The sequence below is a fragment of the Streptomyces sp. NPDC004327 genome (assembly GCF_042873935.1).
Taxonomy (GTDB): Bacteria; Actinomycetota; Actinomycetes; order Streptomycetales; family Streptomycetaceae; genus Streptomyces.
In genome coordinates this window covers 1215768-1231568 of sequence record NZ_JBIAME010000001.1, presented here as the reverse complement: position 1 = coordinate 1231568, position 15801 = coordinate 1215768, and the positions used below count along the sequence as shown (strand labels likewise).

Sequence of the window (15801 nt, the reverse complement as noted above, 5' to 3'; positions counted from 1 at the left end):
TGCCGTCGATCGCCGGGGACTCTCCGAGGAGCTCGGCGTCGGGTGGCTCAAGGGCTTCAACCCTGGCCCGGACGGCTACGCGCTCGCCTGCCCGGCGGGCACCTCGGGCGTGGCGGCCAGGCGGTGCTTGCGCTTGGGCAGGCAGAAGGTCGGGTGCGAGTTGGCCCACAGCGACCCGTGAAGGATCGCCGCCTTGATCCGCGCGGCGTTGCGGCCGCCCATGTGCTTCGGCTTCGCGTGCCCTTCGTCGTCGACCGGCTGCAGGATCCCGTCCCGCCGCCCGAGGCTGATGTGGTTGAACGTGTAGACGAGCTTGGTGTTCGGGATCTCGCGGCCGGTCAGGCTTCCCACGATCGCCTCGACCGCCTGCAGGCCGGTGTAGCCGGCCGAGGCGCAGGACATCGGCAGCGGAAGGTTGTTGTCGCCGATGCCGTGGGCGCTGTCGCCGACGGCGTAGACGTTCGGGTGTGAGACCGACCGCATGGTGCGGTCGACGACGATCCGGCCGTTCCCGGTGACCTCGAGACCGCCGGCGGCGGCGATGGGGCCGACCACGAACCCGGCCGTCCACACGGTCGCGTCGGACGCCAGGACGCTGCCGTCGGCGCACAGCACACGCGCCGCTTCGACGGCCTCGACCTCGGTGTGTTCCCGGACAGTGACGCCCAGCCGGTCGCAGGCCCGGCGCAGGTGACCGCCGGCTCCGGCGGAGAGCCGCGCGCCCAGCTCGCCTCGGGCGATCAGCGTCACCGCCAGGTCGGGCCTGGACTCGGCCAACTCGGTGGCGGTCTCGATGCCGGTCAGCCCGTCGCCGACGACCACCACGCGCCCTCGCTCCCCCAGGCCGTCCAGGCGCTCGCGCAGGCGCAGCGCCGAGGGCCGGGCCGCGATGTCGAAGGCGTGCTCGGCCACGCCAGGGACGCCGTGATCGTCTCCGTGGCTGCCGAGCGCGTAGACAAGCGTGTCGTAGCCGAGCTCGGCGCCACCGTCGGCATCGGCGTCGGCGTCGGCGTCGGCGTCGGCGTCGGCGTCGGCGTCGGCGTCAGCCACGGTGACGACCCGGTGCTCGGGGTCGACTGCGGTGACACGGGCCAGGCGCAGCCGGATCCCCGTGCCCGCGAACACGTCGGCGAGCCGTGGAGCCTCGACCTTCCGGCCGGCCGCGAGCTGGTGCAGCCGCAGCCGCTGCACGAAGTCCGGCTCGGCGTTGACCACGGTGATCTCGGTGTCCATCGGGGACAGCCGACGGGCCAGGTTCCCGGCCACGAAGGATCCTCCATAGCCGGCGCCGAGAACGACGATCCGGTGCTTCATGAACGGCTCCTCTCGGTTCGCTGTTTCCAGTGGCTTGAGCGGAGCAGCACCCAGATCCCTGACAGCGACCGCATGTGACATAGACCACACACAGGCGGGAGTGTCGCCCACGGAGATCGCGACGCCTAAGTCAGCGCGGTTACAGGCCGATCCGAAGGGGAGGCTCGTCCATGCGGGTCACGGCCGGCACAGGCGTCCCGCCCGTCGAGCGGAGGACGTCCATGAGGACCTGTTACGAGGGAAGGCCGCAAACTCCGCAAGGGCTACACCACGCCGAAACAGGACCTACTCCAAGGCAGCGACGCGTAGAGAGGGCCGGACAAAGCTGCCCACCGAGGACTCCGCGGCCACGCACCTCATCAAGGCCGCCGAACGCGGACACCGAGAAGGCCGGCAAGCAGGCCGACCTGGGCAGCTCGAATCGGCGCGGGCCCGAACCAGGTCGGGGTGCCGCTCCAACAAAGGCTCCCTGGTGGTGCCGTGACCGGTGCAGTGCAGGGTGGGGGTGAGGCCGGCCTCTGACCTGCTTCATTCTCCAAGTGCGAACGACGCCCGTTCCTGCCACCTCACGCCGTCGTGCACTATCAGTTCAACCGACGCGACATGAGACATGAACGGGAGCCTGTCGGCGAGGTCGGCCTCGATCGCCTCCAGGACAGCCTCTTCCTGACCTTGAGCGATGGTCAGGTGCGGCACGATCTCGGCGAACCGGCCGCCATACGGCGGAGCCTCAGGCCAGCGATCAAATATCGCTTCCGTGAGCTGCCGCAACTGCGCGTCAGGCTCGGGGACGAGATACAGCACTTCCGGGAGCCGTCCACACCTCTCGAACCGCAGGTCAAAGGCCTGGTGGCTGCCCAGCACGTCCGCGAGAGCGGAGTAGACGAGCGCATCTATTCGGCTCTCGTGGAGGAACGGGAAGAGCACGGTGACGTGGGCCGGAACCCCGGCCCGGGCTGAGGGGTCGAGCCTTTCACGCCACGCGCGGACGGACGGCTCCGCTTCCGGGATCCGGACGATGAGCCCCGTCTGGCCCGCCTGAAACGTACTGGTGTCGTCATCTGCCATGACACTGCATCGTGTCACTTCTGTCGCAGACAGCACGGCTCCTTTTCCGCCGAGCGATCACGACTGCTCTCCGAGGCCGGTCGACGAGCGGGACGACCGAGGCGCTACCGCTATATCCCGTGAACATCCAGGACGAGGGTGCCAGCGGCAACGACTTCGGCGCTGTCTCCGCCATCGACGCGTTCTCCCGAGTCGGTGACGAGCTGGAATGCCCGCCCCAACACGTCCATGACCTGCTGGTGGGTGAGCCCCCGAGTCCATCGACGAAGTCCGTGGCGAGGCGCCAGGCCTCGGGAGCCGCCGACGCTTTCGCCGCTCTGACCGCAGGCAGCGCCCGCGCAGCAGAGCATTTTGGTTGAGATCGAAACCCCTACGAGGGACACTCGCGCGATGAGCCAGAAGGCATTTCCTGAACCCATCGAGCAAGGGTGGGACGCGCCCTGGTATCGGGTCCGCATGGACGGCTTCGAGGCGTCGTTCTTGCCCAGCGACGGCGAGGACTTGGCCGAGGTCTGCAACGTCGACGTCTTCGTGGCTCTTGCGGATGGATCTCGTTGGACCGCGACCGTGTTCACCGTCGCGGAAGTCGAGCGTCTGATGAAAGTCTGGGCAGGGACAGACGAGGCACTCGGGGGGCGGTACTTCTGGGTCTCGGACGGCTTGATCGTCAGAGATCCGGGCATCGACAGCATGACCGGCGTGATCGCCGGACTGATCGAGAACGGCGAGTTCCCCGAGATCTTTCAGCCAGTGATCAACGACTGATCGAGTGCTGGGCCGCCGGAACCGACCTGGGGCACCACGCCGTTCTCTCGCCCAATCGACGAGCAGCACATCGCGGAGCCCAGCCTAGAGGTGCGGGACATCGCCATGGATCGCCAGCGAGCCGTGTCCACCTTCCGTCCAGGCGTCCATCCCGACGCCTCCAATGCCTCGGCCACCTCTGGCGACCAGCTACTCATCTGGGGTCCCGACTCCTCAACTATGAGTGAGAGTGATCATCTCAGCGGCCGACGTCACTGAACAGTGTGTTACCGCTTCACGGAAGGCGAGCCAGACCCCCTAGAAGGGAACGAAACCATCAACTGATGACCAGGTGTGTGGCCGGCGGACTTGGGGGCCGACCACACACATCACGCCTTCGGCCAGAAATCGATCACGTACTTTTCCACCCCGTACGCGACGCCCTGCGCCTGTGTCACCCGCTCGACTTCGTCCCGGCCGATGCACCCGACACGGACCCGCCACCACCCCGGCTTGCCCAGCTGGATCAGGTGTTCCGACCGGCCCAGCGTCATCGTCCACACCGCGACGCCCCCGGTGGTCGTCTCGAAGTCGACTTCACCTTGCTCGTCCCACTCCCCCGGTGGGCCAGGCGGCTCATTCGCCCATACCTTGACCTCCACACTGGCGGTGTGGGTGTGGCCGGCGCTGAACAGGTCGAAGCGGCGCTCGTGCTCCTGGAGGAACACCCCCCACTCGAAGTCGTCTCCGAACGGCACGGGGACCACGTTGTCGTCGGAATCCTGGAATCCGAACCCGCGGAACGCGACCTCGACGTCCAGGACCTCCCGGCGCAGCAACTCGGACACAAGGCTTCCCTCCCTTGCGAGGTCTCTTGCGGAGCCCTCCTGCAGTCATAGGTACACGGTGTCCAGGCGTCCCCCTCCAAGATCCCGCCAACGCGCCCTTGGATTTCCGAGCGCCGCGCAAGCGGCGCCGGACATCAGTCCCTCTGTACCTCCCCCAGGGCGAAGTTCACGTAGTTCCCCAGCAGAGTCGGCCCCGCGCCGGTCGCTGACCGGCCCTGGAAGCATCCTTGATCCTCCCCTCCAGGCGCGCAGCGGCGGGCTTCGCTGATCAGGTCTGAGGCAACGCGGACGCCCGATCCGACGTCTGCCAAGCAGGAAACGAACGGGGCGGACCGGCGCCCCCACCGTGTGAAGGGACCTGCTTGTGCTCGTAGGACTGCTGACCGCTGTCGCCGCCTCGATCTGTTACGGCACGGGATCCGTCCTGCAGGCCGTCGGCTCCCGCAAGTCCGCCCGGCGTGAGGCGGCCGCTACGGGGCAGATCACCCAACACGGCGGGCCGAGTCTGTCGTCGACTGCGAAAGCAGCGATGACCTGGGAGTTCATCGTCGGCACGATCCTGGACTTCCTCGGCTTCGGCCTCGGCGCGCTCGCCGCCCGTATGCTCCCGCTGTTCCTCTCCCAGACCGTGATCAGTGCGAACCTTGTCATCACGGCCGTGCTCAGCGTGAGGCTTCTGGGCATCCGGCTGACCCGAGCGGAGTGGACCGCGATCGGCGTGGTCTGCTCGGCCCTGGTGCTTCTGGCGAGCGCGGCGGGCCCGGAAGGCAGCGGCCACACCGCGATCGCGACGCACTGGTGGCTGCTCGCGGTCTCGCTGTTGCTGATGGTCGGTGGCACGGTCGTCGTACGAGTGCTCGGCACCCGGGCGGCGATCCTCGCGGGCCTCCTGTCGGGTCTCGGGTTCGGCGCGCTCGGCATCGGAGTACGGATCCTCAACGGCATCGACCCGTTCTCCGCGGGCGCGCTCCTGTCGGACCCGGCGCTGTACGCGATCCTCGTGGCCGGCGTCGGCGGCATGTACCTGCACACGGTCGCGCTGCAGATCGGCTCGGTGAACGGGGCGACGGCGGCGCTCGTCGTCGGCGAGACCGTGCTGCCGGGGATGATCGGTGTGTGGTGGCTGGGTGACGCGTCGCGTCCGGGGTTCGCCTGGCTGGCCGTCCTCGGCTTCGTGCTGGCGATCACCGGCGCGGTTGCGGTGGCGTGGTTCGGCGCACCGGAGAGCCACGAGGTGGAGCCGGAAAGCCTGCCGCGGCCCGCACCCGTTCGGGAGCCCACACACGTCAAGTAGTCCAAGCCCTCGGCCGCACCGCTCCTCGCCGGTCGAACACGACGGCGTCACGGCGACGGCACGCGGGGCGGGCCCGGCCGCTACCTCGGTGGCTCGGCTGCGGTGAGCGCGGCGACGAGCTACACAGCTTCAAGACCGTACTCGACCACACCCTGCTACGGCCCCACCTCGTCGGCGCCCTCCCCCTCCTGGCCGACCGACCCCGCGCCTCGGTCCATCCGACGCGCAGCGCTGTCGGATCCTGGCGGCTTGCCGGCCTACCAGCCGGCTGCGCGTGGCCCTCTCGCCCGCAGGACAAATCGTCAAGGTCTGCGGATCAGGATCAGCAATCGCTCACCTTCGAGATGATGCGAGCCTGTTGAGTCCTTCGATCGCCGTGAGCTCGTCGCCGAGGACCTGAGCGTCGGCCGGTGACGTCACGAGCACGAGCACGAGCACCGAAACGTCGGGGTATTCATCGTCGTAGAGCTCTTCTTCCCCGCCGTCTCCGGGAACGGTGTTCGGCAGGACCTGCAAACGGGTGCCGTCGGCGAGGGTGGCGAGGTAGTAAATGCCGCGGTAGTCACTCTCGCGCTCGGCGAAGGTCAGGGCGAGTCGGTCGGCGAGCAGGTCGGACAGCTCCTTGGCTGAACAGGAGTTCGTGCCGTAGGTGTCGAGGATGGTCATCTGGCCATTCTCCTCAGACTGCGTGATTCTTGGCGGGTCTCGATCAGCAGGCCGTTCTCGATGCGGCACCGGCCGGACGGGGCCACCACCGGCTGTTCGCGCTCGCCCGTGAGGTGGCCGCTGGTGTCAGCGAAGCATTCGGGATCACGCTGGTCAACGAGCCGGTGACGGTCGGCATCGAGATTGAGCACCTCACGCTGCAGGCTCGGGTCTCAGCTGGCTGGGCTCCATCGCCCGGGCGGGCTGGTGTGCCGCTCAGCTGGTGCAAGGAGGAGGGTCTCCGCGCGCAGGGCGTGGGGAGCGATGAGGTAACGGATGGTGCTTGGCTGGCGGCCTGTGGTCTCGGCGATGGCCTCGGGGTCGTATCCGATGTCGGCAAGGGCGAGGGCGCCGTACGGCAGTGGGGTGCTCGGCCGCCGCGATGCGGGCGGGTTGTGGTGTCGGCCACCGGTGCGGTGGACGAGTTCGTCCCAGGCGAGCGCTGTCGGATTGGTCTCGCGCGGAAGCAAGGCCCAGTCGGCGGCGCCGTCCTCGGTCGGCTACGGGGTTGGCCCGGCCGGGCTGTGGTCTGGCCGCTGTTCTGAGCCTTCGGTCGGCGTCAGGCCGGAGGGACCAGGCGGTTGTTGTGGGCGTAGACCACTGCCTGGATCCGGTCGCGGAGTCTGAGCTTGTGCAGGATCCGCCCCAGATGGGACTTCACGGTCGCCTCCGCGAGGTGCAGGGCGGCCGCGATCTCGGCGTTGGACAGGCCGCGGCCGACCTCGACGAGCACCTCGCGCTCACGGGTGCTGAGCCGGTCCAGCCGCTCGTCGCGGGTGGCGGTGCCGGCGTCGGCCAGGTGCGGACGGAAGTCTTCCAGCAGGCGCCGGGTGATCCGCGGGGAAAGCACCGCGTCGCCCGCCGCGACGTTGCGGATCGCGGTGAGCAGTTCCTCGGGCCGGGTGTTCTTCAGCAGGAAGCCCGAGGCCCCGGCGCCGAGCGCGGCGAAGGCGTAAGCGTCCAGGTCGAAGGTGGTCAGGACCAGCACTCTGCTCTGCGGGGAGACCTCGACGACCTGCCGGGTCGCCTCGATCCCGTCCGTCCCGGGCATCCGGACGTCCATCAGTACGACGTCGGGCCGCAGCTCCCGGGCGAGACGGACGGCCTGGGCGCCGTCCGCGGCCTCGCCGACCGGTGTCATGTCGGGCTGGGCCTCCAGGACCGTGCCGAAGGCCATCCGGAGCAGCGCCTCGTCGTCGGCGATCAGGATGCGGATCGTCATACGGCGTTCGTCCCGGCGCTGTTGAGGAGGAGTCGGGTACGGACGCCCCAGCCGCCGCCCGGAAGCGGTCCGGCGCGCAGGGTTCCTCCGTAGGCGGCCGCGCGCTCGCGCATGCCGGGGATGCCGTGGCCGGGCGGTGCGGCGGCGGGGAACGCCGGGCGGGGGCCGCTGTCGGTGACGGCCACGGCCACGCTCCCGGCCGAGCACTCGACGACGACCGTCGCGCGCGTGCCGGCGGGCGTGTGCTTGAGGGTGTTGGTCAAGGCTTCCTGCACCAGACGGTAGACGGTGAGTTGTGCGGTGGCGGGTACGTGGGTGTGGCCGCCGCGGATCTCCAGGCCGGTCGGCAGCCCGGCGGCGGCCATCTGGCCGGCGAGCGCCTCCAGCTGGGCGATGCCGGGCAGCGGGTGACGCTCGGCGTCCGGTTCGTCGGCCCGCAGGACGCCCAACGAGCGCCGCATGTCGGTCAGCGCCTGCCGGCCCGTCTCGGAGATCTGCAGCATCGCGGCGGTGGCCCGGTCGGGGGACCTGTGCTGGGCGGAGACGGCGGCGTCGGTGAGCGCGACCATGACGGACAGGTTGTGGGTGACGATGTCGTGCATCTCGCGGGTGATCCGCGCCCGCTCCTCGGCCGCGGCCAGCCGTGCCTGCTGCTCCTGGTGCAGTGCCAGCCGTTCGGCCCTTTCCTCTACGGCGGCGAGGTAGGCCCGGCCGGTCCGCAGGTTCACCCCGAGGACGGCGGCGGCGACCACCGTCGCGGAGAGGGCGACGAACGGGGTCAGGAACGCGCCGTCCGGTGCCCAGCGCAGGCAGGCCAGCACGGCCCCGCCCTCCACGACGGCGGAGGCGAGCAGCGTGCCGCGCCGGCCCGTGTGCGCGGCCGCCGTGTACAGGGCCACCAGCAGGGCGATGTCCGCGGGCAGTTGGACGCCGACCAGCCACTGGACGAAGGCCGCGGCCACTACGGCGGCGAACACCGCGAGCGGGGCCCGGCGCCGCCACACCAGGGGCAGCGCCAGGGCGGCGGTGAGAGCCGCCGCCACCGGCAGCTCCCGCGCCGGGTAGGTGGTCACGACGTGGAGCAGGAGCAGCGCCGGCAGCACCGAGTCCCCCACCAGGGGCGCTACCCGGTCCCGGTGGCGCACCGTCACACCTCTCCGCCGATCGGTCGTCGTGGCGGGCCCGGTCGGGGCCGCCACCTCGTACAGCCGCAGCCTAGGCCGCGGGTCCGCGCCGCACATGAGTCCGGCGTCGGAGCGATATGTGCCGGGGTACGACCGCAGGAGGAGACCCGCCACCTCCCGCGGTCGCAGGCCGGCCACCGGTCCGGGGTGCCCGGTTGCCACTCCGGTCGCACCGCGAACCGCCCCGATTGCCCACCCCGGTTGCAGTGGGCGGCGACCCAGGGCCGATGCGGCGGAGAGGGCCCGGCGCCGAGCATGGCCGGGTGACCGAAACCATCCCGGGGCTTTTCCTGTCCCTTCCGGAAGTCCTCGTCCTGCTGGGCGCCTTCGCGCTTCTGGTGGCGCGCTGGCTCCCCCCGGCCGCCCACCGGCCCGGCACCGTCGCGGCCGCTGCGGTCCTCGTACCGTCCGCGATCGTGCTGGGCATCGTGGGGATCCGCTGGCAGCTGCTGCCGGTCCTGGCCGGCGCCGCCGTCGCCGCCGCGTTCGCCCTCCCGCCCCTGCTGCGGCGCCGGACCGGCCGACCGGCGCGGCGGGCCCGCTGGTGGCTGGCCCTGCCGGGAACGCTGGCCTGCGCCTGCCTGATCGCCACCGGCCCGGCGGCCGCCTGGGCCTTCCCCGTGCCCGACTTCCCCGAGCCGACGGGCGACTTCGCGGTCGGCACCCGGGTGGTGCAGTGGACCGACCCGCTCCGCGCCGAGCGCTTCACCGCCGATCCGGACGACCGGCGCACGGTCGTGGTCCAGCTCTGGTACCCGGCGCAGAAGAGCCCCGAGGGCGTCCCTCGGGCCCAGTACCTGGGAGGCACCCAGGACGAGGCGCGGACCGTCGCCGAGGCCCTCGCCGGCGGGGTCGGCCTGCCGGGTTTCCTCATAGACGGCGTCCCGAGGGCCCGCAGCCACGCGGTCGTCGACGCCCCGGTGGCCGGCGGTGGAGAGCGGTTCCCGGTCGTCCTGTTCTCCCCGGGGTCGGGCGGGGTACGGACCCAGAACACCGCCTGGGCGGAGGAACTGGCCAGCCACGGCTACCTGGTCGCCGCCCTCGACCACCCGTACGACTCCGCCGTCGTCGTCCTCGCCGACGGCCGCACGATCCGCGCCACCACCGCCTCCTCCGGCAACCGCGACAGGGACGAGGAGCTGGCCGCCGGCTGGACCGCCGTGCGGGCCGCCGACCTCGGCTTCGTCCTCACCCAGCTGGAGCGACTGGACCACGGCGAGCGCGCCGACCCACTGACCGGCCGCCTGGATACCGGCCGCGCCGCAGTGGCCGGCCACTCCCTGGGCGGGGCCGCCGCCCTGCAGGCGGCCCGGCAGGACCGCCGGTTCGACGCCGTCGTCGACCTGGACGGCTACCCCCACGGCCCCACCACCCCCGCTCTCAAGCAGCCGGCGCTCGCACTCACCCAGGAGATCACCGCCGGCACCGACCCGCGCTACCTGCCCCGGCTCACCGAGGCCCTCGAGCACAGCACCGCGCCGAGCTACCGGCTCACCATCCCCGGCGCCGGGCACCTCACCTTCATGGACGGCCCGCTCTACCTGCCGCCCGTGCCCTCGATCGTCGGCACCCTGGGTCGCAGTGAGAGCCCGCGCCTCGTCGCCGCGGCCACCCTCGCCTTCCTGGACGCCACCCTCCGAGGCCGCCACGGCGACCTGCCCGACACACTCCGGGCCTACGGCACGGTCACAACATCCGGGGCTCGGGAAACTGCGACCCCGACCCCGTGATCGGCTTTACGCGCGCGATCTGCCTTACGCGCGTGATCGGGAGTACGTGCGTGATCGGGGGTACGCGCGTGATCGGGGGTACGCGCGTGATCGGCCGGACAGCTCCGACTTTCACCACGACCCCGAGGGGGCGTGGGCGGCGGCTGAACCTCACCGCCACAAGCACCCTCAAAGCCGGAAAGGGGCAAGCAGGCTGGCCTGGGCAGGTCGTATCGGCGCGGGCCCGGCCCGGTGCCGAGGGTGCGGCGTACGGCCACCGGGATCGCGCAGCGGCTGCGCCCCGCTCTGCGTGTGAGGTCCAGGTGGCGGATGCCACGGGCGGGGCCCATTCCCACACGGCATCGAGCTTTCGACGCCAGCGCGGCCGCCGACGAGCGCCAAGGCGGCGTGATCGGGGCGATCTGAGTACGACCGCTCATGCCGACGAGGGCCGCGGAAGGGTTGGATCGTCTCCATGAGCAACCTTCCTCCGCCTGCCCCTGCCTCGAGCGAGGCCCGCCGGTTCCGCGTGCGTTCCCTGTGGGCCGGGCTGCTCCTGATCCCGGCCACCGTGCTGGTCGTGATCCTCGCCCTCGCCTCCGAACGCGGAACAGCCTGCGTCATGCAGGGCACGTGCGCGGACATCCCCGGCCCGCTCTACCTCGCCACCCTCGCCGTGGCGCTCGGCGCGCTGATCTGGACGCAGACCACCCCGGACGGCTCCCCGCCCACCCCGGCCCGCAAAGCCGGCCTCGCAACGCTGCTCGGCGCCGACCTCCTCTTCCTCACCCTCGTCGCAGCACACTTCACCGGATAGACGGATGCCCTGCCGCCCCCTCAAAGAACAGACAGTCCGCCGAAGCGCGACCGACCCCATCCGCGCACGTGGCAGAGACCTGCGGATGCAAGTGTCGTGGCGAGCGTAGAGGTGAGCGTGGTGGTAATCGCGGTGGTGAGCGACGGCGCCGTGACCAGCGGGCACCACCCTATGTACGTGGACGGCCGTGCCGGGATCGCCGACGAGTGATCAGCCGGTTGCTGTGGCGGTCACCAGCAGGCTGGGCTCGTGCCCGGGGCCCTGGCCCGAGGTACTGCCCGGCATCGACCACCCGGAACACGCGGACGACACCCTCGACCGGTGAGGTCGCGGACCACCCGCGGAAGAAGGTCGCGCCCGTAGCAGCATCGGGACACGTTCATCCCGGCGGCAGGTGCTGATGGCAGCAGCGGCGGAAAAGAGCGTTCGCGGGCGGCGCAGTGTGTCATCGCGCCTCACGAATCGAGTACGGCTGCGACGGCCTCGATCTCGACGAGCTGGTCCTTGTAGCCGAGCACAGTGACACCCATCAACGTACTGGGGACATCGTGGTTACCGAAGGAGTCACGGACCACCTCCCAGGCAGCCACCAGATCCTCCCGACGGGCCGATGCCACGAGAACCCTCGTGCTGATGACGTCCTGGAGGGACGCGCCGGCGGCAGTGAGAGCGGCCTGCATGTTCTCGACGGCTTTCAGCGCCTGACCTGCGTAGTCCCCGATGGCTGCCGTCGAGCCGTCGTCGTTCAGTGGACATGCTCCCGCGAGGAAGATCAGGCGGGATTCGGCGGGCGCCGTAGCTGCGTAAGCGTACTCGGCGACGTCGGACAGGGAGGTGGAGCGGATCAGAGTGATGGCACGAGACACGGTCGTTGGGTCCTTTCCCATCGAGTGGCGAGCCCGGACATCCTGCCAACGGCGCGTTGGCGCCGTCCTCTCCTTTTCTCGCCGCACCACGGCAATACCTACGAACCCCGGCCGGCCTCAGCCGGCTGATCCCCAGCTGCTTCGCCGCACACGGGGCGTCCCGCTCGTCAACCGAGTCCGTCACGACCGGATGACCACAGTTGGCTTTGTTCACGACAACGGGCTCTGCTCCACTTCTTGTGGTCGCGTACGCAGCGTGACGGTTGGACGCCGCTGAACGGCGCGACGATCCACGTCATCCCCACCCCGGCCGTGGCCGATGCCGTAGACCGTCCGGCTGAGCCCAGGGCGGCCCGGCCTGTTCCTCCGGGTCGCCCTGGTTGCGCTGTTGGGCGGGTGTTAGTCGCGGATGCTGCCGCCCTGTTCGGTGATCAGCTTGCCGGCGATCCGCAGGTTCCCGTCGGAGTCGAGGCAGGCGATGGTCACCTTGGTGCTGCCGTGGTAGGTCGTGAAGTAGATCTTGGCCTGTTCCTGCGAAGTGGCCTGGTTCGCGTTCACCTGGATCTCGATGCTGTTCGGGCCGATGACCGCGACGTCCTTCTTGGCCGGGGGGTAGATCCGGTTGTTCACGAGCTTGACGCGGCCATGCGTCTCGGCCTGGTCCCAGTCGGTCGCAGTTCCGAGGTCGAGTTCAGCCATGGTTCCCCCTACGTGTGCGGCGGGCCTTGCCCGCGCTCAATGAGACCTATCGGACCTGGATGTGGAGTTGTCCTGATCCGCTTGCGGAGCCTAGGTGGAAGAGTCGTGTGCGCTGGCTTCTTTCGGTGAGGGTGTCCGCATCTAGACGGCGCAGGCCGACGGGCCCCTCTTGCGGAGGTGAGAGTGCCGTGCATCCGGCAGGGCCTGCAGGGACTGTCCGGAGGCCTGACGACTGGACTTCCTGGTAGTGCGCTGCTGGCTGTGGGCCGAGCGCATCGGGCAGGCGCCGGCGGGCCCCCACACCCACGCGGGGAACCGTTGGCGAACTCGGCCCCTTGGCGTGCCACAACGCCAGCCCCTCCCAAGGGGGCTTAGGTCACGGCTGGGGTGGTCGCAAGGCGCCTATGACGACGGTGGCCACCATCTTGCGGACGGCGGCGATCTGCGGCAGGGCGCCGGCCCGGTCGGCGAACAGCATGTGCCCGGCCCCGACAAGGGTGGGGGCGAGTGTGTCGATGTCGGCATCATCGGCCACGCGCCCCAACTCCCGCTCGGCGGTGAGATATGCGGCGATCATGGCGGCGCCTTGCACAGCCAGCGGAATGCCGGTCAGGCCAGCCTCGCGCAGCCGGGCGCGGAGGCCGTCGCGGAAGGTGATGAGGGCGACTATTGCCACCGTGACCGGCCCGAACAGGTCCTGCAACGCGTCGGCGAGGTTGTCCACGACGCTCCCGGTGCCGGCACCCGCGCACAGAGCCCTGGTCTGCTCCTCGACGCCGCGGACCCGGTCGAGGACCAGTTCTGCCAGGAAGGCGTCGAAGTCGGTGAAGTGCCGGTGCAGCACACCCTTGGCACAGTTCGCCTCCTCCGTGACCGCCCGGCTGGTCAACGCGTCGGGACCGTCCCGTAGCAGGACGCGCTCGGCAGCCTCGAACAACTGGCCACGCACGTTGTGGATGTGTACCCCTGTCGGCATCGTCTCCCTTTCCGCCCCGCCCGCCTTAACAAGTGGGCACCCGCCCGCTAGGGTGGGCGCATGCCCACTTTATCGCAGGACCAGCCGGACAAGTCCGGGCCCGAGCCCCACTCGCACCGGCAGACGGCCGAATCGTTCGGAGTGGACGCCGAACGTTACGACCGCGCCCGACCTCCGTATCCCCAGGCCCTGGTCGACAGGATCGTCGCCGAAAGCCCCGGCCGGCACGTCCTCGACGTCGGAGCCGGGACCGGGATCGAGGCCAGGCAGTTCCAAGCGGCCGGCTGCACGGTGCTCGGTGTCGAGCCCGACGAACGGATGGCCGCCTTCGCGCGACTCAGCCGTGTCGAGGTCGAGGTCGCCAGGTTCGAGGACTGGCAGCCGGCCGGACGGCACTTCGACGCGGTCATCGCCGGCACCGCCTGGCACTGGGTGGATCCCGTCGCCGGCGCGGCCAAGGCGGCCCAGGTCCTCCACCCCGGCGGCCGGCTCGCTCCTTTCCACCACGTCCCCCAGCTCCCGGCCGAGGTCATCGACGCCCTCGCCGAGGCAATCCAACGAGTCGCCCCCGAATCCCCGTTCAACCCCAGCCTGCTGAGAAAGTCGGCCCTGGACGCGTACCAGCCGCTCTTCGCGAAGATCGCCGACGGAATCCGGCAGACCGGCAACTTCAGCGAGCCCGAACAGTGGCGCTACGACTGGCAGCGCACCTACTCCCGAGAGGAATGGCTCGACCAGCTCCCCACCTTCGGTGGCCTCACCCAACTCCCCCCGGACAAACTGACCGAGGTCCTGGACAGCGCCGCGACCGCGATCGACAGGCTCGGCGGCCACGCCACCATGCCCTACACATCCGTCGTCATCACCTCGACCCGCTCCGATACGGCCTGACCTCCGCAGACATCGGGCGTCGCCCAGCGCCAGCAGGACGGTGGGCTCGGCGACGCCCCGCAGGAGGCACCGTCCGACGTACTGATTCGCCTGTCGGCTCGAGCGGCAGAACGCGTTTCCGTGATTCCCGGCCGCAAGGCATGATCGCGGGCATGGCGGAAGTGAGTCTGGATCAGCTGGCACGGTTGTGGGATGAGTTCAGGAGCATGCCGTTTCCCCGGGACTTCTACCAGCGAGAGCCCGAGGGCAAGTGCGTGGTCATGATGGACTCGACGCTCGCCGGCTGTATCTCGTCGGTCTTGGACGGCCCTCTGGATGACCGGCGCCGAGACATCCTGCGGGGACGCATAACGGCCCTTGGAGCGATCCTTCCGACCATCGCTGATGACGAGTACGCCACCACGTACTTCACGCACTTGCACGGGACTGCCGTGCTGGCCGCTGAGGTCGACAGGAGTAGAAGCGAGTAGTGCTGGTCAGACGGGTCAGGCCGCTTCGGCTTCGCCGGTTGGGCTTACCGACGCCGGGCAGGCCGGTCAGGGCGACATGGGACCAAGCCCCGCCGCCAAGGCTGACCGCAGCGGTATGCGCATCACGCGGTGGGCTGTGTGTCGACCAGGAATCCCCGTCGACACCGCAACGAGAGTGACGGCCCACCGGTCGCCCTTGACAGGGCACCGGCCCCACCGTGATGACGGGCTCCGCTGCGCTCCACCCGGCCCAAGACCTCGGTGAAGTCCACCTACGGCCTGACGGTGACCGCGGCCGACAAAACCATGCTCGGCAGGACGCTGGACACCTGCGGCTCCTGACCGGAAACCGCCCCGTCAAACACCACCATTCGCGCCGCCCCCGGGAACCGTGTTCCTGGGGGCGGCCTCCGCGCATTATGGGGGCGGATCTCCCATGTGCGAGTGATCCGCGCCGAGTTGACTGGCGCATGCCGAACGGCCAGCCGAACGGCACCGATGACCACTCGCATTCGAAGGAGAGATTCATGAGCAGCGTCCTGAAGCTCCAGAACATCGAGGCGACCGCCTCCACCAACGCCGCCGCCGTGGTCAGCCTCACCAGCTCCGGCAGCCAGTGCTGCGGCGCCGAGGAGACCAACCCGAAGCCCGAGTAATCACCGACGTTGATCCGCGCGGGGGGCGTACACGGACACCCCTCGCGCGGATCTCGTGCGCCCGCACCGACCGCGAGTGGTGAACAGGGGAGCGAGACGCTCTACGTGTGCGATGTGAGGGGGTGTATCGCCCTGACGAGTCACCGTCCCTCACGGCAGGGACGGGTTCCGCTGCGCTCCACCCAGATCCCTCCGGCTGGGCCGACGCCGTGCGCGCCCTGACCGCAGCCGATCCTGCCCTGCCCGACCTCGGCAGACGCAAGGCCTCGAAGATCCGCCCCTTGGTCAGCGAAGGCACCACCCCGCCCGGCGGTGCTGCCGTCACGGGAGGCAACCGG

At 70.1% G+C, this 15801-nt stretch carries 18 protein-coding genes; 8 read left to right on the top strand and 10 right to left on the bottom strand.

What is annotated here, in order from left to right:
- Positions 1-75: 75 nt before the first annotated feature.
- Together ACFYU9_RS05405 and ACFYU9_RS05400 are read right to left on the bottom strand one after the other, a co-directional pair.
- Positions 76-1314, bottom strand: a complete 1239-nt coding sequence (locus tag ACFYU9_RS05405; protein WP_389342662.1) for an NAD(P)/FAD-dependent oxidoreductase — start codon at positions 1312-1314, stop codon at positions 76-78.
- Between the two features lie 528 nt (positions 1315-1842).
- Positions 1843-2382: a 2'-5' RNA ligase family protein gene (locus tag ACFYU9_RS05400; RefSeq protein ID WP_389342660.1), complete on the bottom strand. Its 540-nt coding sequence runs from the start codon at positions 2380-2382 to the stop codon at positions 1843-1845.
- A 119-nt stretch (positions 2383-2501) separates the two neighbouring features.
- On the opposite strand from ACFYU9_RS05400, the gene ACFYU9_RS05395 reads away from it, so the two are divergent.
- Both ACFYU9_RS05395 and ACFYU9_RS05390 read left to right on the top strand, forming a co-directional pair.
- The gene (locus tag ACFYU9_RS05395; protein ID WP_389342657.1) at positions 2502-2741 is read left to right on the top strand and encodes a hypothetical protein; all 240 of its coding nucleotides are present in this window, start codon (positions 2502-2504) and stop codon (positions 2739-2741) included.
- 31 nt (positions 2742-2772) lie between these two features.
- Positions 2773-3147, top strand: a complete 375-nt coding sequence (locus tag ACFYU9_RS05390) for a hypothetical protein (protein ID WP_389214278.1) — start codon at positions 2773-2775, stop codon at positions 3145-3147.
- Positions 3148-3515: 368 nt separating this feature from the next.
- Here ACFYU9_RS05390 and ACFYU9_RS05385 read toward each other — a convergent pair whose 3' ends face one another.
- Entirely contained in the window at positions 3516-3974 is a 459-nt protein-coding gene (locus ACFYU9_RS05385) for a hypothetical protein (protein WP_389342654.1), read from the bottom strand.
- A gap of 364 nt (positions 3975-4338) precedes the next feature.
- On the opposite strand from ACFYU9_RS05385, the gene ACFYU9_RS05380 reads away from it, so the two are divergent.
- The gene (locus ACFYU9_RS05380; RefSeq protein WP_389342651.1) at positions 4339-5268 is read left to right on the top strand and encodes a hypothetical protein; all 930 of its coding nucleotides are present in this window, start codon (positions 4339-4341) and stop codon (positions 5266-5268) included.
- Positions 5269-5601: 333 nt separating this feature from the next.
- Here ACFYU9_RS05380 and ACFYU9_RS05375 read toward each other — a convergent pair whose 3' ends face one another.
- The 4 genes from ACFYU9_RS05375 to ACFYU9_RS05360 all read right to left on the bottom strand — a co-directional run bounded on the left by ACFYU9_RS05375 (position 5602) and on the right by ACFYU9_RS05360 (position 8346).
- Positions 5602-5934 carry a hypothetical protein gene (locus ACFYU9_RS05375; protein WP_389342648.1) on the bottom strand — a complete coding sequence of 111 codons (333 nt, stop codon included), beginning with the start codon at positions 5932-5934 and terminating at the stop codon, positions 5602-5604.
- On the bottom strand, positions 5931-6125 hold the full coding sequence (locus ACFYU9_RS05370; RefSeq protein ID WP_389343035.1) for a hypothetical protein: 195 nt from the start codon (positions 6123-6125) through the stop codon (positions 5931-5933). The genes ACFYU9_RS05375 and ACFYU9_RS05370 overlap by 4 nt, the downstream gene beginning before the upstream one ends.
- Positions 6126-6532: 407 nt before the next feature.
- On the bottom strand, positions 6533-7195 hold the full coding sequence (locus ACFYU9_RS05365; protein WP_389342645.1) for a response regulator: 663 nt from the start codon (positions 7193-7195) through the stop codon (positions 6533-6535).
- A complete protein-coding gene (locus tag ACFYU9_RS05360; protein ID WP_389342642.1) occupies positions 7192-8346 on the bottom strand; it encodes a sensor histidine kinase in 1155 nt (384 codons plus the stop codon). Before ACFYU9_RS05360 ends, ACFYU9_RS05365 begins: the two co-directional genes overlap by 4 nt.
- Positions 8347-8606: 260 nt before the next feature.
- On the opposite strand from ACFYU9_RS05360, the gene ACFYU9_RS05355 reads away from it, so the two are divergent.
- Positions 8607-10109, top strand: coding sequence for an alpha/beta hydrolase family protein (locus ACFYU9_RS05355; RefSeq protein ID WP_389342639.1), 1503 nt, complete (start codon positions 8607-8609; stop codon positions 10107-10109).
- Positions 10110-10563: 454 nt separating this feature from the next.
- Positions 10564-10905: a hypothetical protein gene (locus ACFYU9_RS05350; RefSeq protein ID WP_389342636.1), complete on the top strand. Its 342-nt coding sequence runs from the start codon at positions 10564-10566 to the stop codon at positions 10903-10905.
- 455 nt (positions 10906-11360) lie between these two features.
- Here the strand turns inward: ACFYU9_RS05350 and ACFYU9_RS05345 are convergent, their stop codons facing one another.
- From ACFYU9_RS05345 to ACFYU9_RS05335, 3 genes are all read right to left on the bottom strand, one after another.
- The gene (locus ACFYU9_RS05345) at positions 11361-11771 is read right to left on the bottom strand and encodes a RidA family protein (protein ID WP_389342633.1); all 411 of its coding nucleotides are present in this window, start codon (positions 11769-11771) and stop codon (positions 11361-11363) included.
- A gap of 399 nt (positions 11772-12170) precedes the next feature.
- Entirely contained in the window at positions 12171-12470 is a 300-nt protein-coding gene (locus ACFYU9_RS05340; RefSeq protein ID WP_389342630.1) for a DUF6342 family protein, read from the bottom strand.
- A gap of 376 nt (positions 12471-12846) precedes the next feature.
- The gene (locus ACFYU9_RS05335) at positions 12847-13446 is read right to left on the bottom strand and encodes a TetR/AcrR family transcriptional regulator (protein ID WP_389342627.1); all 600 of its coding nucleotides are present in this window, start codon (positions 13444-13446) and stop codon (positions 12847-12849) included.
- 60 nt (positions 13447-13506) lie between these two features.
- On the opposite strand from ACFYU9_RS05335, the gene ACFYU9_RS05330 reads away from it, so the two are divergent.
- The 3 genes from ACFYU9_RS05330 to ACFYU9_RS05320 all read left to right on the top strand — a co-directional run bounded on the left by ACFYU9_RS05330 (position 13507) and on the right by ACFYU9_RS05320 (position 15463).
- On the top strand, positions 13507-14337 hold the full coding sequence (locus ACFYU9_RS05330; protein WP_389342624.1) for a class I SAM-dependent methyltransferase: 831 nt from the start codon (positions 13507-13509) through the stop codon (positions 14335-14337).
- Between the two features lie 152 nt (positions 14338-14489).
- On the top strand, positions 14490-14807 hold the full coding sequence (locus ACFYU9_RS05325; protein ID WP_389342621.1) for a hypothetical protein: 318 nt from the start codon (positions 14490-14492) through the stop codon (positions 14805-14807).
- 527 nt (positions 14808-15334) lie between these two features.
- Entirely contained in the window at positions 15335-15463 is a 129-nt protein-coding gene (locus ACFYU9_RS05320) for a class III lanthipeptide (protein ID WP_389214316.1), read from the top strand.
- The last annotated feature ends 338 nt before the right edge of the window (positions 15464-15801 follow it).

Bases quoted from the DNA above. Each gene is read 5' to 3' on its own strand.
- ACFYU9_RS05405 (WP_389342662.1), bottom strand. From the start codon at position 1,314: ATGAAGCACCGGATCGTCGTTCTCGGCGCCGGCTATGGAGGATCCTTC.
- ACFYU9_RS05400 (WP_389342660.1), bottom strand. From the start codon at position 2,382: ATGGCAGATGACGACACCAGTACGTTTCAGGCGGGCCAGACGGGGCTC.
- ACFYU9_RS05390 (WP_389214278.1), top strand. From the start codon at position 2,773: ATGAGCCAGAAGGCATTTCCTGAACCCATCGAGCAAGGGTGGGACGCG.
- ACFYU9_RS05375 (WP_389342648.1), bottom strand. From the start codon at position 5,934: ATGACCATCCTCGACACCTACGGCACGAACTCCTGTTCAGCCAAGGAG.
- ACFYU9_RS05365 (WP_389342645.1), bottom strand. From the start codon at position 7,195: ATGACGATCCGCATCCTGATCGCCGACGACGAGGCGCTGCTCCGGATG.
- ACFYU9_RS05355 (WP_389342639.1), top strand. From the start codon at position 8,607: ATGCGGCGGAGAGGGCCCGGCGCCGAGCATGGCCGGGTGACCGAAACC.
- ACFYU9_RS05350 (WP_389342636.1), top strand. From the start codon at position 10,564: ATGAGCAACCTTCCTCCGCCTGCCCCTGCCTCGAGCGAGGCCCGCCGG.
- ACFYU9_RS05340 (WP_389342630.1), bottom strand. From the start codon at position 12,470: ATGGCTGAACTCGACCTCGGAACTGCGACCGACTGGGACCAGGCCGAG.
- ACFYU9_RS05335 (WP_389342627.1), bottom strand. From the start codon at position 13,446: ATGCCGACAGGGGTACACATCCACAACGTGCGTGGCCAGTTGTTCGAG.
- ACFYU9_RS05330 (WP_389342624.1), top strand. From the start codon at position 13,507: ATGCCCACTTTATCGCAGGACCAGCCGGACAAGTCCGGGCCCGAGCCC.
- ACFYU9_RS05325 (WP_389342621.1), top strand. From the start codon at position 14,490: ATGGCGGAAGTGAGTCTGGATCAGCTGGCACGGTTGTGGGATGAGTTC.
- ACFYU9_RS05320 (WP_389214316.1), top strand. From the start codon at position 15,335: ATGAGCAGCGTCCTGAAGCTCCAGAACATCGAGGCGACCGCCTCCACC.